This window comes from Pantoea sp. LMR881 (assembly GCF_027157825.1).
Classification (GTDB): domain Bacteria; phylum Pseudomonadota; class Gammaproteobacteria; order Enterobacterales; family Enterobacteriaceae; genus Pantoea; species Pantoea haifensis.
In genome coordinates, this window is the sequence record NZ_JAPVOK010000002.1 from 1,141,032 (window position 1) to 1,157,268 (window position 16,237).

Below are 16,237 nucleotides of genomic sequence, written 5' to 3' on the forward strand. Positions count from 1 at the left end.
AATCGATATTGATTCCACTGGCACAGCCACCAATAATCGCACGCTGAACCCCCGCTAAGGAGAGCAGGATGTCAGCACCACTTTTACGTCAGGGATATCTCGACAGCCAGCAACAGCCCGCCCTTCAGGGGGTTCTGGTTCTGCCGGTGCAGAACAGCCTTACCCTCTTCGCCCTGGCATCGCTGTTGCTGCTGGTGGCGCTTATTCTGCTTCTCGTCTTTGGCACTTATACCCGCAAAGCGCAGCTCCAGGGCATTATTTTACCTGCTGCCGGGCTGTTTCATATCACCAGCCCACGTGAGGGTTATGTCCAGACTCAGCTTTTTCAGGAAGGCGACAGCGTCGCCGCAGAGACCCCATTATTACGACTCAGCAGCGCATCATTACAAGGCATCGGAGACGATAACCTGCGCGCCTTGCGCCTGTCACTGGCACGCCAGCAGCAGCATCTGATTGAGCAGCAAAGCCAGGAACAGACATTAACGCAATTGCAGCAGCAGCACAGCGACATGCAGCTAAAGCAACTGAGTGCAGAAATCGCCAGCGCAGCGCAGGCGCGGACGCTGGCCAGACAGAAAGCTGACCTGTTAAAACGCGATGCAGAACGCTATCAGCAACTGCACCAGCGGCAATTCATCTCTGCCCACGAGCGTGAACAGCAACAGCTCGCGCTTAATGATGCGCAACTGGCGTTGATGCAGTTGCAACAGCAGCAGCAGCGGCTGGAGCGCGATCGCAGCCTGCTGCAAACCAACCAACTTCAACAAAAACAGCAATTTGCCATTCGTCAGGAGGAGCTGAAGCGGCAGCAAGAATCGCTGCATCAGCAGCAACTGACCTTAGCCGAACGCGGGATTAGTCAGATTCATGCACCGGTCGCGGGAAAAATTGCGGCACTGCTGGTAAAAGCGGGAGAAAGCGTGCGCGCCGGAGAACGTTTGTTAACTTTACTCCCCGCCGATGCGCAGCTGCAGGCAGAACTCTATGCCCCCAGTGCTGCCGTGGGGTTTATCCAGCCAGGCCAGCGGGTCGGCCTGCGCCTGAATGCGTTTCCCCATGAAAAATTTGGTATTCAGTGGGGGACAGTACAAACCATGACGCTGGTCAGTCTGCAGGCGGGTGATGTCCTGCCACGCCAGCTGGCGACATGGCAGCGCAGCGAGGCACACTACCGTATCGTGGTGGCACTCGACAGCACGACACTTCGCGCTTATGGAAAAGATGAGCCACTGCGCCCCGGTATGACGCTGAGCGGCGCGGTCGAGCTGGAACAGCGTTATCTGTGGGAATGGCTGCTGGAACCGCTGTGGGCACTGCGAGGAAATGTATAGTGGTCGCGCCTCTTCGCTGGCGGCGGCGCATGGCCCTGATCCAGCAAACTGAATCGGCTGAATGCGGCCTTGCCTGCCTGGCCATGGTGCTTGATCATTTTGGTCAACGCTGCGATCTGGCCAGCCTGCGCAGCCGCTTTGTTCCTGCCGCGCAAGGCATGCGCCTTAATGAAATTCTGGCCTGTGCCGAAGCGTGCGACTTACAGGGGCGTGCGTTGCGCCTGGAAATGGAACAGATCCGCCAGCTTACCTGCCCGGCGATTCTTCACTGGGATAACCAGCACTTTGTGGTGATCGTTAAAGTGCTGCGCAAAGGCATTATTATCCACGATCCCGCCGCAGGCCGTCTGACGCTCAGTTGGGCGTCGGTGAATCGCCACTTCACCGGTATTGCGCTGGAGCTGACACCGCGACCGCAGTTTACCCCTCAGGATCAACGCCGTGATATCGGGCTACGCCAGCTACTGGGACGCTGTCACGGTTTAATGCCGGCGCTGGCGCGTATATTCTGTTTTGCCAGCGTGATGGAGATCCTTGCGCTTGGCGCGCCGTTGCTGAATCAAATGGTGATAGACGATGTGCTGGTTGCGCGTGACAGTAATTTACTGACGCTTATCGTGCTGGCCTCGCTCCTGCTGGTCGCCACCCAAACGCTGCTGGGTCTGCTACGCCAGTGGGCCATTTTATCGCTGTCGCTCTCACTTAACGTCCAGTGGAGCCAAAAGGTCTTTCATCACCTGCTGCGTTTACCCATCGACTGGTTTGAGAAGCGTGATACAGGCGGCATCAGTGCTCGCTTCGATGCCGTCAATACGCTGCAAAGCACGCTCACAGAGACCTTGCTGAGTGCACTGCTTGATATGCTGTTGGTTACCACGATGCTGGTGATCATGCTGTTTTATAGCGTAAAACTCACCGCCGTGGCATTGGCCGCTGCCCTGCTCTATTTTCTGCTGCGCCTGGTGGCTTATCGTCCGTTTCGCCAGGCCACGGAACAAAGCTGGCAGGCTGCCACGCGAGAAAACAGCCATTTTCTCGAAACCTTACACGGTGTGCTGAGCCTGCGCATTAATGCTGCAATGCAGCCACGCGAAATCGCCTGGCAGCATCTGAATATTGCCCGCCGCAATGCTCAGCTGGCGGAACAAAAACTGGCTATGCTGTTTGGCGTTATTGAAATTACCCTGATGAGCCTGTGCACGGCGCTGGTGCTGTGGCTGGGGGCGACCGAAGTGCTGGAAGATCGTTTTACTGTGGGCATGCTGGTTGCCTGGCTGAGTTTTCAGAGCCGCTTTTCTGCCAGCATCAGTCAACTCACCGATAGCTTATTTAGCTGGCTGCAGATTGGCATTTATCGCGAACGTCTGGCGGATATTGTTCTGACGTCGCCGGAAGAGGCGGCGGCGACCTGTCCCGAAGGGATCGCCACAGCCCCGGCAGCGGTGATCGAGGCGCGACAGGTACGATTTCGTTATCATCCGCAGGCACCGTGGCTGTTAGATGGTGTCGATTTTACCTTGCATCCTGGGGAAATTCTGGCACTGACCGGCCCTTCCGGCTGTGGCAAAACCACGCTGGCAAAGCTGCTGCTCGGACTGTATGCATTTGAAAGCGGTGAGATTCACCTGTTTGGTTTACCGCTCAGCGCCCGGCATTGCGCCAGCGTCCGGCAAACGGTGGGCTGCGTACTTCAGGATGATCGGCTGTTTAGCGGCTCCATAATGGACAATATTACCCTGTTTAGCCAGCCTGCCGACCGCTGCCGGGCAGAAGCGTGCGCGCGTCAGGCGCAGATTGACGATCATATTCAGCGTCTGCCAATGGGTTATCACACGTTGTTGGGCGAGCTGGGTGGCGCATTGTCCGGTGGTCAACGCCAGCGTCTCCTGCTGGCGCGGGCGCTGTACAAACGTCCTCGCTTGTTGATCCTGGATGAAGCCACCAGCCAGCTCGATCAGGAAAACGAACGGTTAATTTCAGAGGTCATACGCCAGCTGGATCTGCCGGTATTACTGATTGCCCACCGGCCCGAAACGCTGGCCAGCGCAGACCGCGTATTGCAGTTGCAACATGGCCAGCTGGTGCCGTGGTCGGCGCAAAGCCCGCCAACCAGCCACCTGCATGAAAACCAGCACTAACAGCATCAGCGCGGTCATCACCGTCAACAGAAACAGCGTGCGCCTGCTTTGTGCCGTCAGACGGGCCGCATCATTTTTCTGTCATACAAAGCGCGTATCACACTGCGGTTAACAGGTGCGAATGAGCATCTGCAAACTGAAATCAGAGGTATGCCATGAGCGAAAATAGTTTGTCGTCCTCATCATCAGCGCGTGGTCGTCCCAACTTTGACAAAAAAGGTGGCCGCTTTTCGAAGCCGCTGTTTCTGGTTTTGCTGGTGGGCGGTTTAGTGTTCGCCGGGCTAAATCTGTTCAATGATGTTGAAGAAACTGGCGCGCCGGTAACCCATTATTTTCCTTTCTTTTTGCTGGGCCTGGCGTTGATTATTGCCCTCGGCTTCGAATTCGTGAATGGTTTTCACGATACCGCCAATGCGGTGGCCACCGTAATCTATACCCATTCGCTGACACCCGGTGTGGCGGTGGTGTGGTCTGGCATCTGTAATTTTCTCGGCGTGCTGCTGTCCAGCGGCGTGGTGGCGTTTGGCATCATCTCGCTGCTGCCCGTGGAACTGATTCTGCAAGCCGCCAGCGGTAACGGTTTCGCCATGGTTTATGCGCTGCTGTTTTCCGCCATTATCTGGAATCTCGGAACCTGGTACTTCGGCTTGCCCTCCTCATCCTCACATACGTTGATTGGCTCGATTATTGGCGTGGGTGTGGCGAATGCCATGCTGCATGGTCGCAGCGGTGTCAGCGGCGTGGACTGGGATCAGGCCCTGAAAGTGGGTTATTCACTGCTGCTTTCGCCGGTTGTCGGCTTCCTCTGTGCGGCACTGCTGCTGTGGATAATGAAGATGTTTATTCGCAACCGTCAGCTTTATCAGGCGCCCGAAAGTCCTCAGCCGCCGCCGGTCTGGATCCGCGGCTTATTGATTCTTACCTGCACTGGCGTGTCCTTTGCGCACGGCTCAAACGATGGGCAAAAGGCATGGGGCTGATCATGCTGATCCTGGTGGGCACGATGCCAATCGCTTACGCACTCAATCGATCGCTGCCGCCCGATCAGATCCCACGTGTGGCGGCCTTAACCGAAGTGACGGAACAACAATTACTGCAAATCCAGCCCGCCGCCAGCCAACCGCCCGCTTCTCGTGAGGTGCTGACTCAGTTTGTGCGTAGCAGCAATATGAACGCAAATGTGCTGCCTGCACTGGCCGCAACGCTGAATGATATTGGCGCTCAGATCCGGCGCTACGGCTCAATGGAGAATATTCCGGCGCAGTCTGTCACCAATACCCGCAACCAGATGTATCTGGCTTCGGAAACAATCAAGCATTTACAAACCAGCAACGTGAAGCTGCCGGAAGAGACCGGGCGCAATCTGGCAGCGGTTAAACGCGAACTGGATAGCGCCACCCGTTTTATTCCGATGTGGGTAAAAGTGGTCGTCGCGATTGCACTTGGCCTGGGCACCATGGTCGGCTGGCGTCGCATCGTGGTAACAGTGGGAGAACGCATCGGCAAGACCCATCTGACTTATGCACAAGGGGCCAGTGCCGAACTCGTGGCGATGGCCACCATCGGCGCAGCTGACAGTTTCGGCCTGCCCGTTTCTACTACCCACGTTCTCTCTTCTGGTGTCGCAGGCACCATGGCGGCCAACCGTTCAGGATTACAGCTCTCTACGCTGCGTAACCTTGCGGTTGCCTGGGTACTGACGCTGCCGGTTTCCATTTTACTTTCGGCTCTGCTGTATGGGCTGTTTATCCACCTCTGATCCGCTGGTTGGTCAGGGCTACACACGGCAATGGATACACCTTTGTATGAGCGGATCCTGACTTGTTCTCTGACAATTAAGGATTTGCTCTTCAACGGCCCGCTGCAAATGGCTACATTATCGCCAACCCCATGATATTATTTTTAATGCAACTTCATGAAGCACTGAATTAATTTATGCTTTTGCTTAATCAAGCGTAACTTACACGTCGTAACTGAAGTCGGCTTTATTCAAGCCACTTTTTATACACGTTATGCTAACGTTTCTGGTTTAAAGCCAGTCGATCACCTGCAACGTAAAATCACTTATTTTTTATTCCCTGCCTGAGCTAAGCTTTCAAGTGGCATTGCTTGAATGGGATAATTTTAATCCTGATTTACAAAGAGATAAGCCACAATTCATCTGGCTGGCTTATTCAAAGTTGTCAAGATTTTCTGCTTCATCAATGTTAAAATGCCCAGCAGTAATGCTTTCAGGGATACCTGCAAGATAAATTTTAAGTCATGTTGTGCTGATACAAAGAGAAAGAAATGTTTGAAAAAGAAATAAAAGATGTTATTGCTGAAATAATCTCATTAACTGGCTCTGATCATAAAGTGTTAGCACACTACCTGGGCACATCTTATTTTGCTTTGATGCGATGGTCTCGAGGAGATATTAATCCCGGCGTGGATATGACGCAGCAGCTTAATGCATTATTAATCCATTGTCAGAATGGTGAGATTATTAATCTCCGCACGCCTGTTCAGGAAAATAACTTCGCATCTAAAGGTATTAAACATGCTGTAACAGCGAGTACCCGTGAAGACGAAATATCTTTATCAGATAATAATCCTCACTCTCTTCTTGAAAGAGTAAAAAAGGCCAGCTATGGGGCGGTGGGAGCGAACTGCTTTCTGAGATTCTGAGCGATCATGACGAGGAAGCCGATACCGTTAATGAAGCTGTTGCTGGAGGCGTATCAGCCGGTAAAAATACTTATACATATGATGCACATACTTATCATACGAAAGTTCCTCCGCAAGGCATTGCGCAGGTTATAAAAAAATACCTTCCTGCTGGTGGGCTGGTTTTTGATCCCTTTTCTGGTAGTGGCATGACAGGCGTTGCGGCTCTGGTTACCGGTAATGATGTTATCCTTAATGAGATTTCGCCTGCGGCCAGTTTTATCTCCAATCGTTTCACTTCGCGTTGCGAACCATCGGCTTTAACTGCTGCTGTCAATAAAATATTTAAAAATTTACAACCGTTAAGGGAAGAGATTTACTCAACACAATGCCGCACCTGCGGTAAAGATACTGACTTACTTTTTACCGTCTGGTCTTATAAAGTAAAATGCAGTTGCTGTGCACACGAATTTATTCTGTGGGATGAAAGTCGAAGCTATGGTAATACCGTCCGGGAGCACAAATTTTTAAAAGAGTTTCCGTGCCCCAACTGTCACGAAACGTTAAAAAAGTCAAAGCTCGAAAGAACAGAAGCTGTGCCCGTGCTTGTGGGTTATAAATGCTGTTCTAAAATGCAGGCTGAAGTCGAGCCCAACGAAAAAGATATAGCAGTCATTAATAATATTAATAATTCATCGCAACTCAATGAAAAGTATTTACCGGATTATGACTTGCCGGATGGTGTCAATCTTTCTCAACCTAAACGGCATGGTTTGAATAACGTCAAGGATTTTTATACGACGAGAAACTTACTCGCCATGAGTAAACTGTGGGAAGAGATCCATAAAGTTGATGATGATAATTTAGCGGCTTTTTTAGCATTTATCTTTACATCACTCTATAAAAGGGTCACAAAGCTCTCTGAATACAGATTCTGGGGTGGAAGTGGTAACACAGCAAACTTTAACGTTCCTTTCATTTTTAATGAAGCTAATGTTTTCACCACCTTTCAAAGAAAGGCGAGATCGATAATTGATCATCTTGGCTCTACGGTTAAGTTTTATCAAGGAAGATGCGTCGTCAATACAGGCTCGGCCACCCATATCAGTGTGCTGCCGGATAACAGTGTTGATCTTATTTTCACCGATCCTCCCTTTGGCGCGAATATTAACTACAGTGAAATGAATGTTATTTGGGAAGCCTGGCTCAAAGACTTTACTGATGTTAAAAATGAAGCCATTGTTAATCGCAGCCAGAAAAAAGATGCTGATAAATATCAGGAATTAATGACGCAAAGCTTATCTGAATGCTATCGCGTCTTAAGAGATAATCACTGGATGGTACTGGTTTTTATGAATTCATCCAAAGATATCTGGAACAGAATAAGAGACGCTATCGAGAATGCAGGATTTATTATCGAACGTGTTGATATTTTCGATAAGCAACATGGCACGTTTAAGCAGTTTGTTAGCGATAATACAGCGGGTTCAGATTTAATGTTGCACTGCCGCAAAGCAAGCAGCGTCTCAAAACCCGTTATGCGTGGCTTGTCCGAAAAACCCTTATCCGTTGCTGAATTTTTAGCAGAGAGACAAGAACCTGTTCCTGTACTTCCTTACCTTCATGTCAACCGAGATGCAGATATCGACCACAGAACGCTCTACAGCGAATTTTTAGCGCATTCTTTTACCCGACAGGGAAAAATGGTAGATTTTTCATCCTTTAGATTGCAAGTTGTCGATTTTTTAAAAGGCAGAGGGCGTTGATGTGCCGTATTTGAAAGCTTTTTCAGAGGATGAATATCGTTCAGCTAAACGCTATCTTTCCACTCAGGTGGCTTCGATGATGGGGCGAAAGCTTGAAGAAGGCGACTGGAGCAGTGTTTATTGTTTAGCCAAAGGCATACCTGATGGTAAATGGAGTAATTTAAATATTGATATAAACCATAAAGGATTAGGTCTAGAACTCAAAGCACTGCGTATCTCAGGCGCAAAAAGCAAATCATTAAAATCAGTGTGTGGCACAACGTTAATGCATCCGGCGGCGACGAGATCGATCAGAATAGATGACACCTCATTACCTGCTGACGAGGTAATGATTGATGTTTTTAAGCAATATGCAGACTTAATTCGCGATCGTACTCAAAAAGTAAGGGCCTTATCGCCTGATATTGAACCCGATATGCGGACAGGCTGGCTTATTTGGGAAGATACATTAGAAGAATTCCTTTACTTCGAAGAAAAAATGCATATACCGAACCCAGAGGATTATATTGCCGCATGGAATACTACTCCCGCAAAAGGGTCGCGCAAGGCCAGTAAAAGCTTATGGATATATGACAAGAGTACCCGACAGAAACGCTATTCCGTCACCACCAGTGCTGGGGTAAAAATCCAACCCTATTTTGATGTGCCTTTGCCGGACGATGAGAATTTATACTATTTCAGAGCACAAAGTGAACCTGTAGATGCATATACAGTGCGTTTATGGATCACTTCCGCTACGGCTAACGCCTTACGTGCGGGCCTGGGTTCTCTTGATAAAGGTGTGGTAAGCGATGCTATTCTAAAGGCTATTGAAGAACACAGCCATAATTTGAAAGGTCCGGAATTAGATGATGGGCTGGCAGTACCCGTTGATATCACTAAAGAGTCTTATCGGAAATTATCCACTGTCTGGGACACGGTAAGCGACGAGCACAAAGCACAGCTGTTACTGAAGGCGCTGAGCTAATCAATAATGCGCGGCTCTCTGATGCCGCGCAGCATGGACTAATTCCGCACCAGACTTTTTAAATGCAGTCGCAACGTGATCAGCAGCGCACCTGACACCATCACTGCCGCCGCCAGATAAACCGATTGCATGCCCCAGTGAGCAATAAACAATCCTGCCACCGGCCCGGTTAATCCTAATCCCAGATCGAGAAACGCCGAATAGGTGCCGAGCGCCGAGCCCTGATCCTGGCGTTCGACCTGCTTCACAGCTTCCACGCCAAGCGCCGGGAAAATCAACGAGAAACCACAGCCGGTAAGGAAGGCTCCACCGCCAACCAGCCAGGCGCTGTCTGCCTGCCAGATGATGAGCAAGCCGAGACACTCCAGTACAAATGACACCAGAGAGACTTTCAAGCCGCCAAAGCGCGTGATGTAACGACCAAAACTCAGGCGAACCAGAACAAATCCGAGGCTGAATACTGACAATGCCAGCGCCGCACCGTTCCAGTCGCGGCTGGCAAAATAGAGCGTGATAAAGGTCGCGATAACGCCAAAGCCGATGGTGCCGAAACCCAGAGCCAGTCCATATAACCAGACGCGGGAAAACACGCGGTGAAACGGGATGCGCTCGCCAACGCTCACGCTGACTGCCGGTTTATTGCTGGCTAACCAATAACCTGCCAGTCCCATTAGCGCAACCAGTCCGGCGAAGCCGCTCATGCCAAACCCGCTATTCAGTAATACACCGAGCGGTGCGCCAATCGCCATGGCGAGATAGGTGGCCACGCCGTTCCATGAAATGACGCGCGCGGTTTGTAGCGGCCCGACGATATTCATGCCCCAAAGTGTCGAGCCAGTGCTGCTGAAGCTTTCCCCTACGCCAAGAAATAACCGGCCAAGCGCCAGCAAAGCCAGGCTTAACATCGGTAAACCGGTGACCAGTGCGGCGGCAATGGTCAGCACGCCGCTCATGCCACAACAGATCAACCCCAGCATCACGACACGTTTAGGTCCCAGCCGATCGGCCAGGCTACCGGACTGCGGACGGCTTAATAAGGTGGCGAAATATTGCAGGCTAATAATCAGACCCGCGATAAATGAGCTAAAACCGAGCTGATTTTTCACAAAACCGGGCAGCACTGCCAGCGGCAAACCAACAGAGAGGTAACAAAAAAAAGTGAAGATAATGACGGAGAGAATACGTTTGTTGAGTTGGCTGTTACTCAATACAGCGACGTCAGACATAGCAGGCTTGTAAAGTAGAGGAAAGTTTCGTTCATCATACGCTTAGCCTGCTAACCAGTCGCCTGATTTTTTTTCACAAACCGTGAACAACTGCGTGGCGATCAATCGCAGCAGCAATGTCGGATGACATTTTTAATGTCCGGATTTCACTGAATAAGCCATCTGCCTCGCCGTAAGCCTTACGCAGATACCCCAACCACTGTTTGATGCGGGCAACGTGATAAAGCCCGGTATCGCCCTGTTTTTCCAGGCGGGTATATTTTTGCAGCAGCGAAACGACATCCGGCCACGCCATAGGCGCTTCGTTGTACTTCACTACCCGGCTCAGATTGGGCACATTGAGCGCCCCGCGCCCCAGCATTAACGCATCACACCCGGTCATGCGCAAGCATTCCTGCGCGCTTTGCCAGTCCCAGATTTCACCGTTGGCGATCACCGGAATGCGTAACCGCTGGCGAATCTCGCCAATTGCCTGCCAGTTAATGGCTTCAGCGCGATAGCCATCCTCTTTAGTCCGGCCATGCACCACCAGCTCACTGGCACCAGCCTGCTGAACCGCATCGGCGATTTCCAGGCTGTGTGCGGTAGAATCCCAGCCGAGACGCACCTTCACCGTGACGGGCAATTCTGCCGGTACGGCTGCGCGCATCGCTTTGGCACCGCGATAAATAAGGTCGGGATCTTTCAGTAGCGTCGCCCCACCACCGCTGCCATTCACTAACTTTGAAGGGCAGCCGCAGTTTAGATCAACGCCCCAGGAACCCAACTCCACCGCGCGGGCAGCGTTTTCAGCCAGCCATTCAGGATACTGCCCCAGCAGTTGCAAACGCACCCGCGTGCCAGACGGCGTGCGGCTGGCGTTATGCAGCTCAGGGCAGAGGCGATAGAAAGATTTTACCGGCAACAGTTGATCGACCACGCGCAAAAACTCGGTAATGCACAGATCGTAGTCGTTCACCTCAGACAGCAGCTGGCGCACCAGTGAATCGAGAACGCCTTCCATTGGCGCCAGTAAAACCCGCATCACTTAGACGTTTCCGCTACGTTTCGGTGCAGGACGGCGTGGACGCGCAGGCTTATCGCCTTGTGCTGCTGGTGCCTGACCCTGACGACGCGGTTGTGAAGAACGCTTGTCACCAGAAGGACGGGGAGCAGAAGAACCCGGACCACGGCCACGTCCGCCGCCACCGCTGCGCGTTTGCTGCTGGCGACCATTTTGAATCGGCTCGGCTTTGATGCTCGGATCCGGCTCATAACCCGCTATCGCCAGGCGTGGAATTTCACGCTTCAGCAGGCGTTCGATATCACGCAGTAATTTGTGCTCGTCAACACACACCAGTGACAATGCCGCACCGGTTGCCGCCGCGCGGCCGGTACGACCGATGCGGTGAACATAATCTTCCGCTACGTTTGGCAACTCGTAGTTAACAACATGTGGCAGTTCTTCAATGTCAAGACCACGCGCCGCAATGTCAGTAGCCACCAGCACGCGAATGCTGCCCGATTTAAAGTCCGCTAACGCACGAGTACGCGCACCCTGGCTTTTATTACCGTGAATGGCGGCGGCAGTGATGCCATCTTTACCCAGTTGCTCAGCCAGGTGATTCGCACCGTGCTTGGTGCGGGTGAACACCAAAACCTGCTGCCAGTTACCTTCGCCAATCAGCTGCGATAACAGTTCCCGCTTGCGCTTCTTATCAACAAAATGCACTTGCTGAGAAACCTGCTCAGAGGCAGTGTTGCGACGTGCCACTTCAACCTGCTCCGGGTTATGCAGCAGTTTTTCGGCCAGCCCCTTGATCTCATCTGAGAAAGTGGCAGAGAACAACAGGTTCTGACGCTTAGCCGGTAATCTGGCCAGTACGCGACGGATATCGTGAATAAAGCCCATGTCGAGCATGCGGTCTGCTTCATCCAGCACCAGCACTTCGACCTGGGACAGATCAACGGCGTTCTGATGCGCCAAATCGAGCAGACGGCCCGGTGTGGCAACCAGAATATCGACACCACCGCGCAGCTTCATCATTTGTGGGTTGATGCTCACGCCACCAAATACCACCAGCGAACGCAGCGGCAGATACTTGCTGTAGTCGCTGACATTTTCACCGACCTGCGCCGCCAGTTCACGCGTTGGGGTCAGGATCAGAGCGCGAACCGGACGACGGCCACGCGCAACCGTGGCTTTTGCCGATAATTTTTGTAATAACGGTAAGGTAAATCCGGCCGTTTTGCCGGTGCCGGTCTGGGCGCTTGCCAGCAGATCGCGGCCTGACAGCACCACAGGAATCGCCTGGCGCTGAATAGGTGTCGGTTCGCTGTAGCCTTGTTCGGCGACCGCGCGCAAAATATCGGCACTCAGGCCGAGAGAGTCAAAAGACATTAAGTGTTTTACTCCGGTCCGCTCAGGCCGTGATCCACGGTGTAGTTTTCTGAGGGATAGTGACGCCAGCCGGGGACTAACGCGTGAAAAGGGCACAAACTACGATGCGTAAGCGGGCGAGTGTAGCAGCTTTATCACCAGGGTGCGAGATAGCTCACATTTCTTGTCAGCAGATGGCCGGGTAAAAAGCGATGAAATCACGAAAAATAACAAGGCCACCTTACGGTGGCCTGTGAATCAGCTACGCTTTTTCTCGACGCGTCGCGTTGGCTCTTTGGCTAACAACGACACCAGCGCCGGTCCCAGCAGCATGACCAGCCCCAGACAGGCTAACAGAAGTGTGCTGTGGAAGATTCGCGACACTAAAAACAGTGTCATCATTGCCGCGCCGAAATAATAGGTGGTAGTCGCTTCTTCAAGGTAATCACCTAAGGTGCGCAAACGAGCACTACGCTGTGTGACCAGCATGGCAATAAACACCACTGCATAGGCCGCAACCAGGGTACTGCACACTTCAACCAGTGCCTTGTGTTTCCAGCCCGCGATCAGCGCAGCTATCACCAGCAGGTGCATCGCAATATGTGCATAGGTTTGACCGGTGATGATTTGAATACGATTAGACCATTTCATTCTCTTCTCCTGGCAGACCCAACAGGTCGCCCAAGTGCAACCGGCCCAGGCCGGTGACAGATTTCCTCAATGTAAAGCAAATTTCAGATAACGCCTTAAATATCGTCCTTCTTCACCACCCATTTGTGACAAAGACTACACTTTGATTCTGTTGATGATGAAAAGGAGTGCGTCGCGAGTATGCCACAAAACAAGCAAGGATTTTCATTTAAAGTCCTGACGATCAATACACACAAGGGTTTTGCCCCTTTCAACCGCCGCTTTATCCTGCCCGAGCTGCGTGAAGCAGTACGCGCAACCTCTGCGGATGTGGTCTTCCTGCAGGAGGTGATGGGCACGCATGCCATCCACCCGCTGCATCATGAAAACTGGCCAGACACGCCCCATTACGAATTCCTGGCCGACACCATGTGGAACGATTTTGCCTACGGCCGCAACGCGGTTTATCCTGAAGGCCACCACGGCAACGCGATTTTGTCACGTTTTCCTATTACCGAATATGAAAATTGTGACATATCTGTTGCTGGAAGTGAAAACCGTGGCATGTTGCACTGTAAAATCGCCTTGCCTGAGCCTCAGGGTAACCTGCATGTCATTTGCGTACATTTAGGTCTGAAAGAGGCACACCGTCACGCGCAGATGAAAATGATGTGCGAAATGATCGCCTCGCTGCCACCCGATGCGCCACTGGTTGTCGCGGGTGATTTCAACGACTGGCAGCGACGGGCCAATAAAATTCTGAAACATGGCGCGGGCCTGACAGAGGTATTTAGCATGAAAACCGGACATCCGGCGCGCACCTTCCCTGCTCGCTTTCCTATTCTGCGCCTGGATCGTATCTATGTGCGCAATGCCACGGTCAGTCATCCGTGGGCGCTACCACGTAAACCCTGGTCGCATCTCTCTGATCATGCGCCCCTGGCTGTGGAGATTCACCTATGAATTTTCACTGGCAAGAAGGTAATAAGCTGCGCCTGCTGGAAAACGGCGATGAGTTTTTCCCGCGTGTGTTTGGTGCCATTCAGCGTGCCGAACGTACCATCATGCTGGAAACCTTTATTTTATTTGAAGATGATGTTGGCAACGCGCTGCACCGTGAACTGCTGGCTGCTGCACAGCGTGGCGTGAAGATTGAAGTCATGGTGGATGGCTACGGCTCCCCGATCTGTCAGATAAATTTATCAACAGCCTGACCGGTGCCGGGGTACGTTTTATCTATTACGATCCACGCCCGCTGGTAATGGGTATGCGTACCAATGTGTTCCGTCGCCTGCATCGAAAAACGGTGGTAATTGATGATGTGATCGCCTTTGTGGGAGGGATCAATTTCTCTTCTGAGCACAACACCAGCTATGGGCCAGAAGCCAAGCAGGATTATGCGGTAGAAGTTAAAGGTCCGATCGTCGCTGATATTAGCCGATACCTACAAAATGCAATGGGAAACGAACAGGCTACACGCCGCTGGTGGGGCTCTCGCTCACATCGTCCGGCGGTAAATGCCAAACCCGGCGATGCTCAGGTGCTGTTTGTCTATCGTGATAATGATGATCATCGTGACGATATCGAAGTGCACTATCTCGAGATGTTACGCAGCGCCAAAGAAGATGTGATTATCGCTAACGCCTACTTCTTTCCTGGCTACCGTCTGCTGCGTGAAATGCGCAGCGCCGCGCAGCGTGGCGTGCGCGTCAGGCTGATTGTGCAAGGTGAGCCGGATATGCCCATTGTGAAGGTCGGCGCAGAAATGCTCTACAACCTACCTGGTCGATGCCGGGGTTGAAGTGTACGAATATTGCCGCCGTCCGTTACACGGCAAGGTGGCGGTGAAAGATCAGCAATGGTCGACAGTGGGCTCCAGCAATCTCGATCCACTCAGCCTCTCGCTTAATCTCGAAGCTAATCTGATCATTCACGATCATCAGTTTAACCAGACGCTGCGTGACAATCTGGAGCATTTACTGGCGAAAGATTGTCAGCGCGTACAGGATGATAAATTGCCGCCGCGCACCTGGTGGCACCTGACAAAAAGCGTGATTGTTTTCCACTTTTTACGCCATTTCCCAGCGATTGCCGGTTGGTTACCTGCACATACGCCACTTTTAGCTCAAGTTCACCCTCCGGTTCAGCCGGAAATGGAGACGCAAGATCGCGTCGAAGCTAATAACGAAGGAGCAAAACCCTGATGGCGAAAAAGCATCCTCGCTGGCAATTAGCGAAAAAAATCCTTACCTGGCTCTTTTTATTGCCGTTGTGGTTTTGCTGGTGGTCTATGCGCGTAAGGTCAACTGGGAAGACGTTTATGAGGTCATCGTCAACTACAACCGCTTCGTGGTGTTAATTGCCGCCGGGCTGGTGATAGTGAGTTATCTCACCTATGGCTGTTATGATCTGATTGGTCGCACCTACTGTGGTCACAAGCTGGCAAAACGTCAGGTTATGCTGGTGTCGTTTATCTGCTACGCCTTTAACCTGACACTCAGTACCTGGGTGGGTGGCGTAGCGATGCGCTATCGGCTTTATTCTCGCCTCGGATTAAGCAGCGGTACCATTACGCGCATCTTTTCCTGAGTATTGCCACTAACTGGCTCGGCTATATTCTGCTGGCGGGTGTGGTGTTTACCGCAGGCATGGTGCCCGTTCCGGAAGGCTGGTTCATTGGCGAGACCACGCTTCGTTTGACGGGTGCTGCACTGCTGGCGCTGGCGCTGGTTTATCTGTGGGCCTGTGCGTTTTCAAAACGCCGACGCTGGAAGATCAAGGGCCAGACATTACAACTCCCCTCGCTGCGCATGGCGCTGTTGCAGTTCGTGGTTTCCTGCGCAAACTGGATGGTGATGGGCACCATAATCTGGCTGCTGCTTGGGCGTGATGTAGGCTATCCCGTGGTGTTGGGTGTGTTGCTGATCAGCAGCATAGCCGGAGTGATTATTCATATTCCCGCTGGCATTGGCGTACTTGAAGCAGTATTTCTGGCACTACTGAGCGGTCAGCATACAACACACGGTGCCATTATTGCGGCACTGCTGGCGTATCGTGTGCTGTACTTTATTTTACCGCTGCTGCTGGCGCTGGTGCTCTATTTACTGCTTGAGAGCCGGGCGAAGCACCTGCGCGAAAAGAATGAAAAGAAATTGCAGAATTCATGATCGATGC

Annotated in this window: 10 protein-coding genes and 3 pseudogenes; 9 read left to right on the plus strand and 4 right to left on the minus strand. The window is 52.0% G+C overall.

The genetic code is table 11. From position 1 onward, the window contains the following. Window positions 1-68: 68 nt before the first annotated feature. From O3W44_RS07180 to O3W44_RS07205, 6 genes and pseudogenes are all read left to right on the plus strand, one after another. Window positions 69-1,331 carry an HlyD family secretion protein gene (locus O3W44_RS07180; protein WP_269292523.1) on the plus strand — a complete coding sequence of 421 codons (1,263 nt, stop codon included), beginning with the start codon at window positions 69-71 and terminating at the stop codon, window positions 1,329-1,331. Continuing rightward, complete coding sequence (locus O3W44_RS07185) at window positions 1,331-3,469, plus strand: peptidase domain-containing ABC transporter (protein ID WP_269292524.1); 2,139 nt, start codon at window positions 1,331-1,333, stop codon at window positions 3,467-3,469. Before O3W44_RS07180 ends, O3W44_RS07185 begins: the two co-directional genes overlap by 1 nt. A 155-nt stretch (window positions 3,470-3,624) precedes the next feature. Further along, window positions 3,625-5,228: pseudogene (locus tag O3W44_RS07190) on the plus strand (inorganic phosphate transporter). 530 nt (window positions 5,229-5,758) lie between these two features. Next, the gene (locus tag O3W44_RS07195; protein ID WP_269292525.1) at window positions 5,759-6,136 is read left to right on the plus strand and encodes a hypothetical protein; all 378 of its coding nucleotides are present in this window, start codon (window positions 5,759-5,761) and stop codon (window positions 6,134-6,136) included. A 131-nt stretch (window positions 6,137-6,267) separates the two neighbouring features. Beyond that, the gene (locus O3W44_RS07200) at window positions 6,268-7,881 is read left to right on the plus strand and encodes a DNA methyltransferase (protein WP_269294387.1); all 1,614 of its coding nucleotides are present in this window, start codon (window positions 6,268-6,270) and stop codon (window positions 7,879-7,881) included. Between the two features lies 1 nt (window position 7,882). Then, window positions 7,883-8,848 carry a hypothetical protein gene (locus O3W44_RS07205; RefSeq protein ID WP_269292526.1) on the plus strand — a complete coding sequence of 322 codons (966 nt, stop codon included), beginning with the start codon at window positions 7,883-7,885 and terminating at the stop codon, window positions 8,846-8,848. 38 nt (window positions 8,849-8,886) lie between these two features. Here the strand turns inward: O3W44_RS07205 and O3W44_RS07210 are convergent, their stop codons facing one another. The 4 genes from O3W44_RS07210 to O3W44_RS07225 form a co-directional block, all read right to left on the minus strand. Next, on the minus strand, window positions 8,887-10,074 hold the full coding sequence (locus O3W44_RS07210) for an MFS transporter (RefSeq protein ID WP_269292527.1): 1,188 nt from the start codon (window positions 10,072-10,074) through the stop codon (window positions 8,887-8,889). A gap of 73 nt (window positions 10,075-10,147) precedes the next feature. Then, window positions 10,148-11,098 (minus strand): tRNA dihydrouridine(16) synthase DusC, encoded by a 951-nt coding sequence (gene dusC, locus O3W44_RS07215; RefSeq protein ID WP_269294388.1) that lies wholly within the window; start codon window positions 11,096-11,098, stop codon window positions 10,148-10,150. Between the two features lie 3 nt (window positions 11,099-11,101). Next, a complete protein-coding gene (gene rhlE, locus O3W44_RS07220) occupies window positions 11,102-12,454 on the minus strand; it encodes an ATP-dependent RNA helicase RhlE (protein WP_269292528.1) in 1,353 nt (450 codons plus the stop codon). Window positions 12,455-12,691: 237 nt separating this feature from the next. Beyond that, a complete protein-coding gene (locus O3W44_RS07225) occupies window positions 12,692-13,084 on the minus strand; it encodes a YbhQ family protein (RefSeq protein WP_269292529.1) in 393 nt (130 codons plus the stop codon). A 180-nt stretch (window positions 13,085-13,264) separates the two neighbouring features. On the opposite strand from O3W44_RS07225, the gene O3W44_RS07230 reads away from it, so the two are divergent. The 3 genes and pseudogenes from O3W44_RS07230 (at window position 13,265) to O3W44_RS07240 (ending at window position 16,230) form a co-directional block, all read left to right on the plus strand. Next, window positions 13,265-14,026, plus strand: coding sequence for an endonuclease/exonuclease/phosphatase family protein (locus O3W44_RS07230; protein WP_269292530.1), 762 nt, complete (start codon window positions 13,265-13,267; stop codon window positions 14,024-14,026). Then, window positions 14,023-15,267 (plus strand): annotated as a pseudogene (clsB, locus tag O3W44_RS07235) (cardiolipin synthase ClsB). Before O3W44_RS07230 ends, clsB begins: the two are co-directional and overlap by 4 nt. Next, a pseudogene (locus O3W44_RS07240) lies at window positions 15,267-16,230 on the plus strand (lysylphosphatidylglycerol synthase transmembrane domain-containing protein). Before clsB ends, O3W44_RS07240 begins: the two co-directional pseudogenes overlap by 1 nt. Window positions 16,231-16,237: the final 7 nt, after the last annotated feature.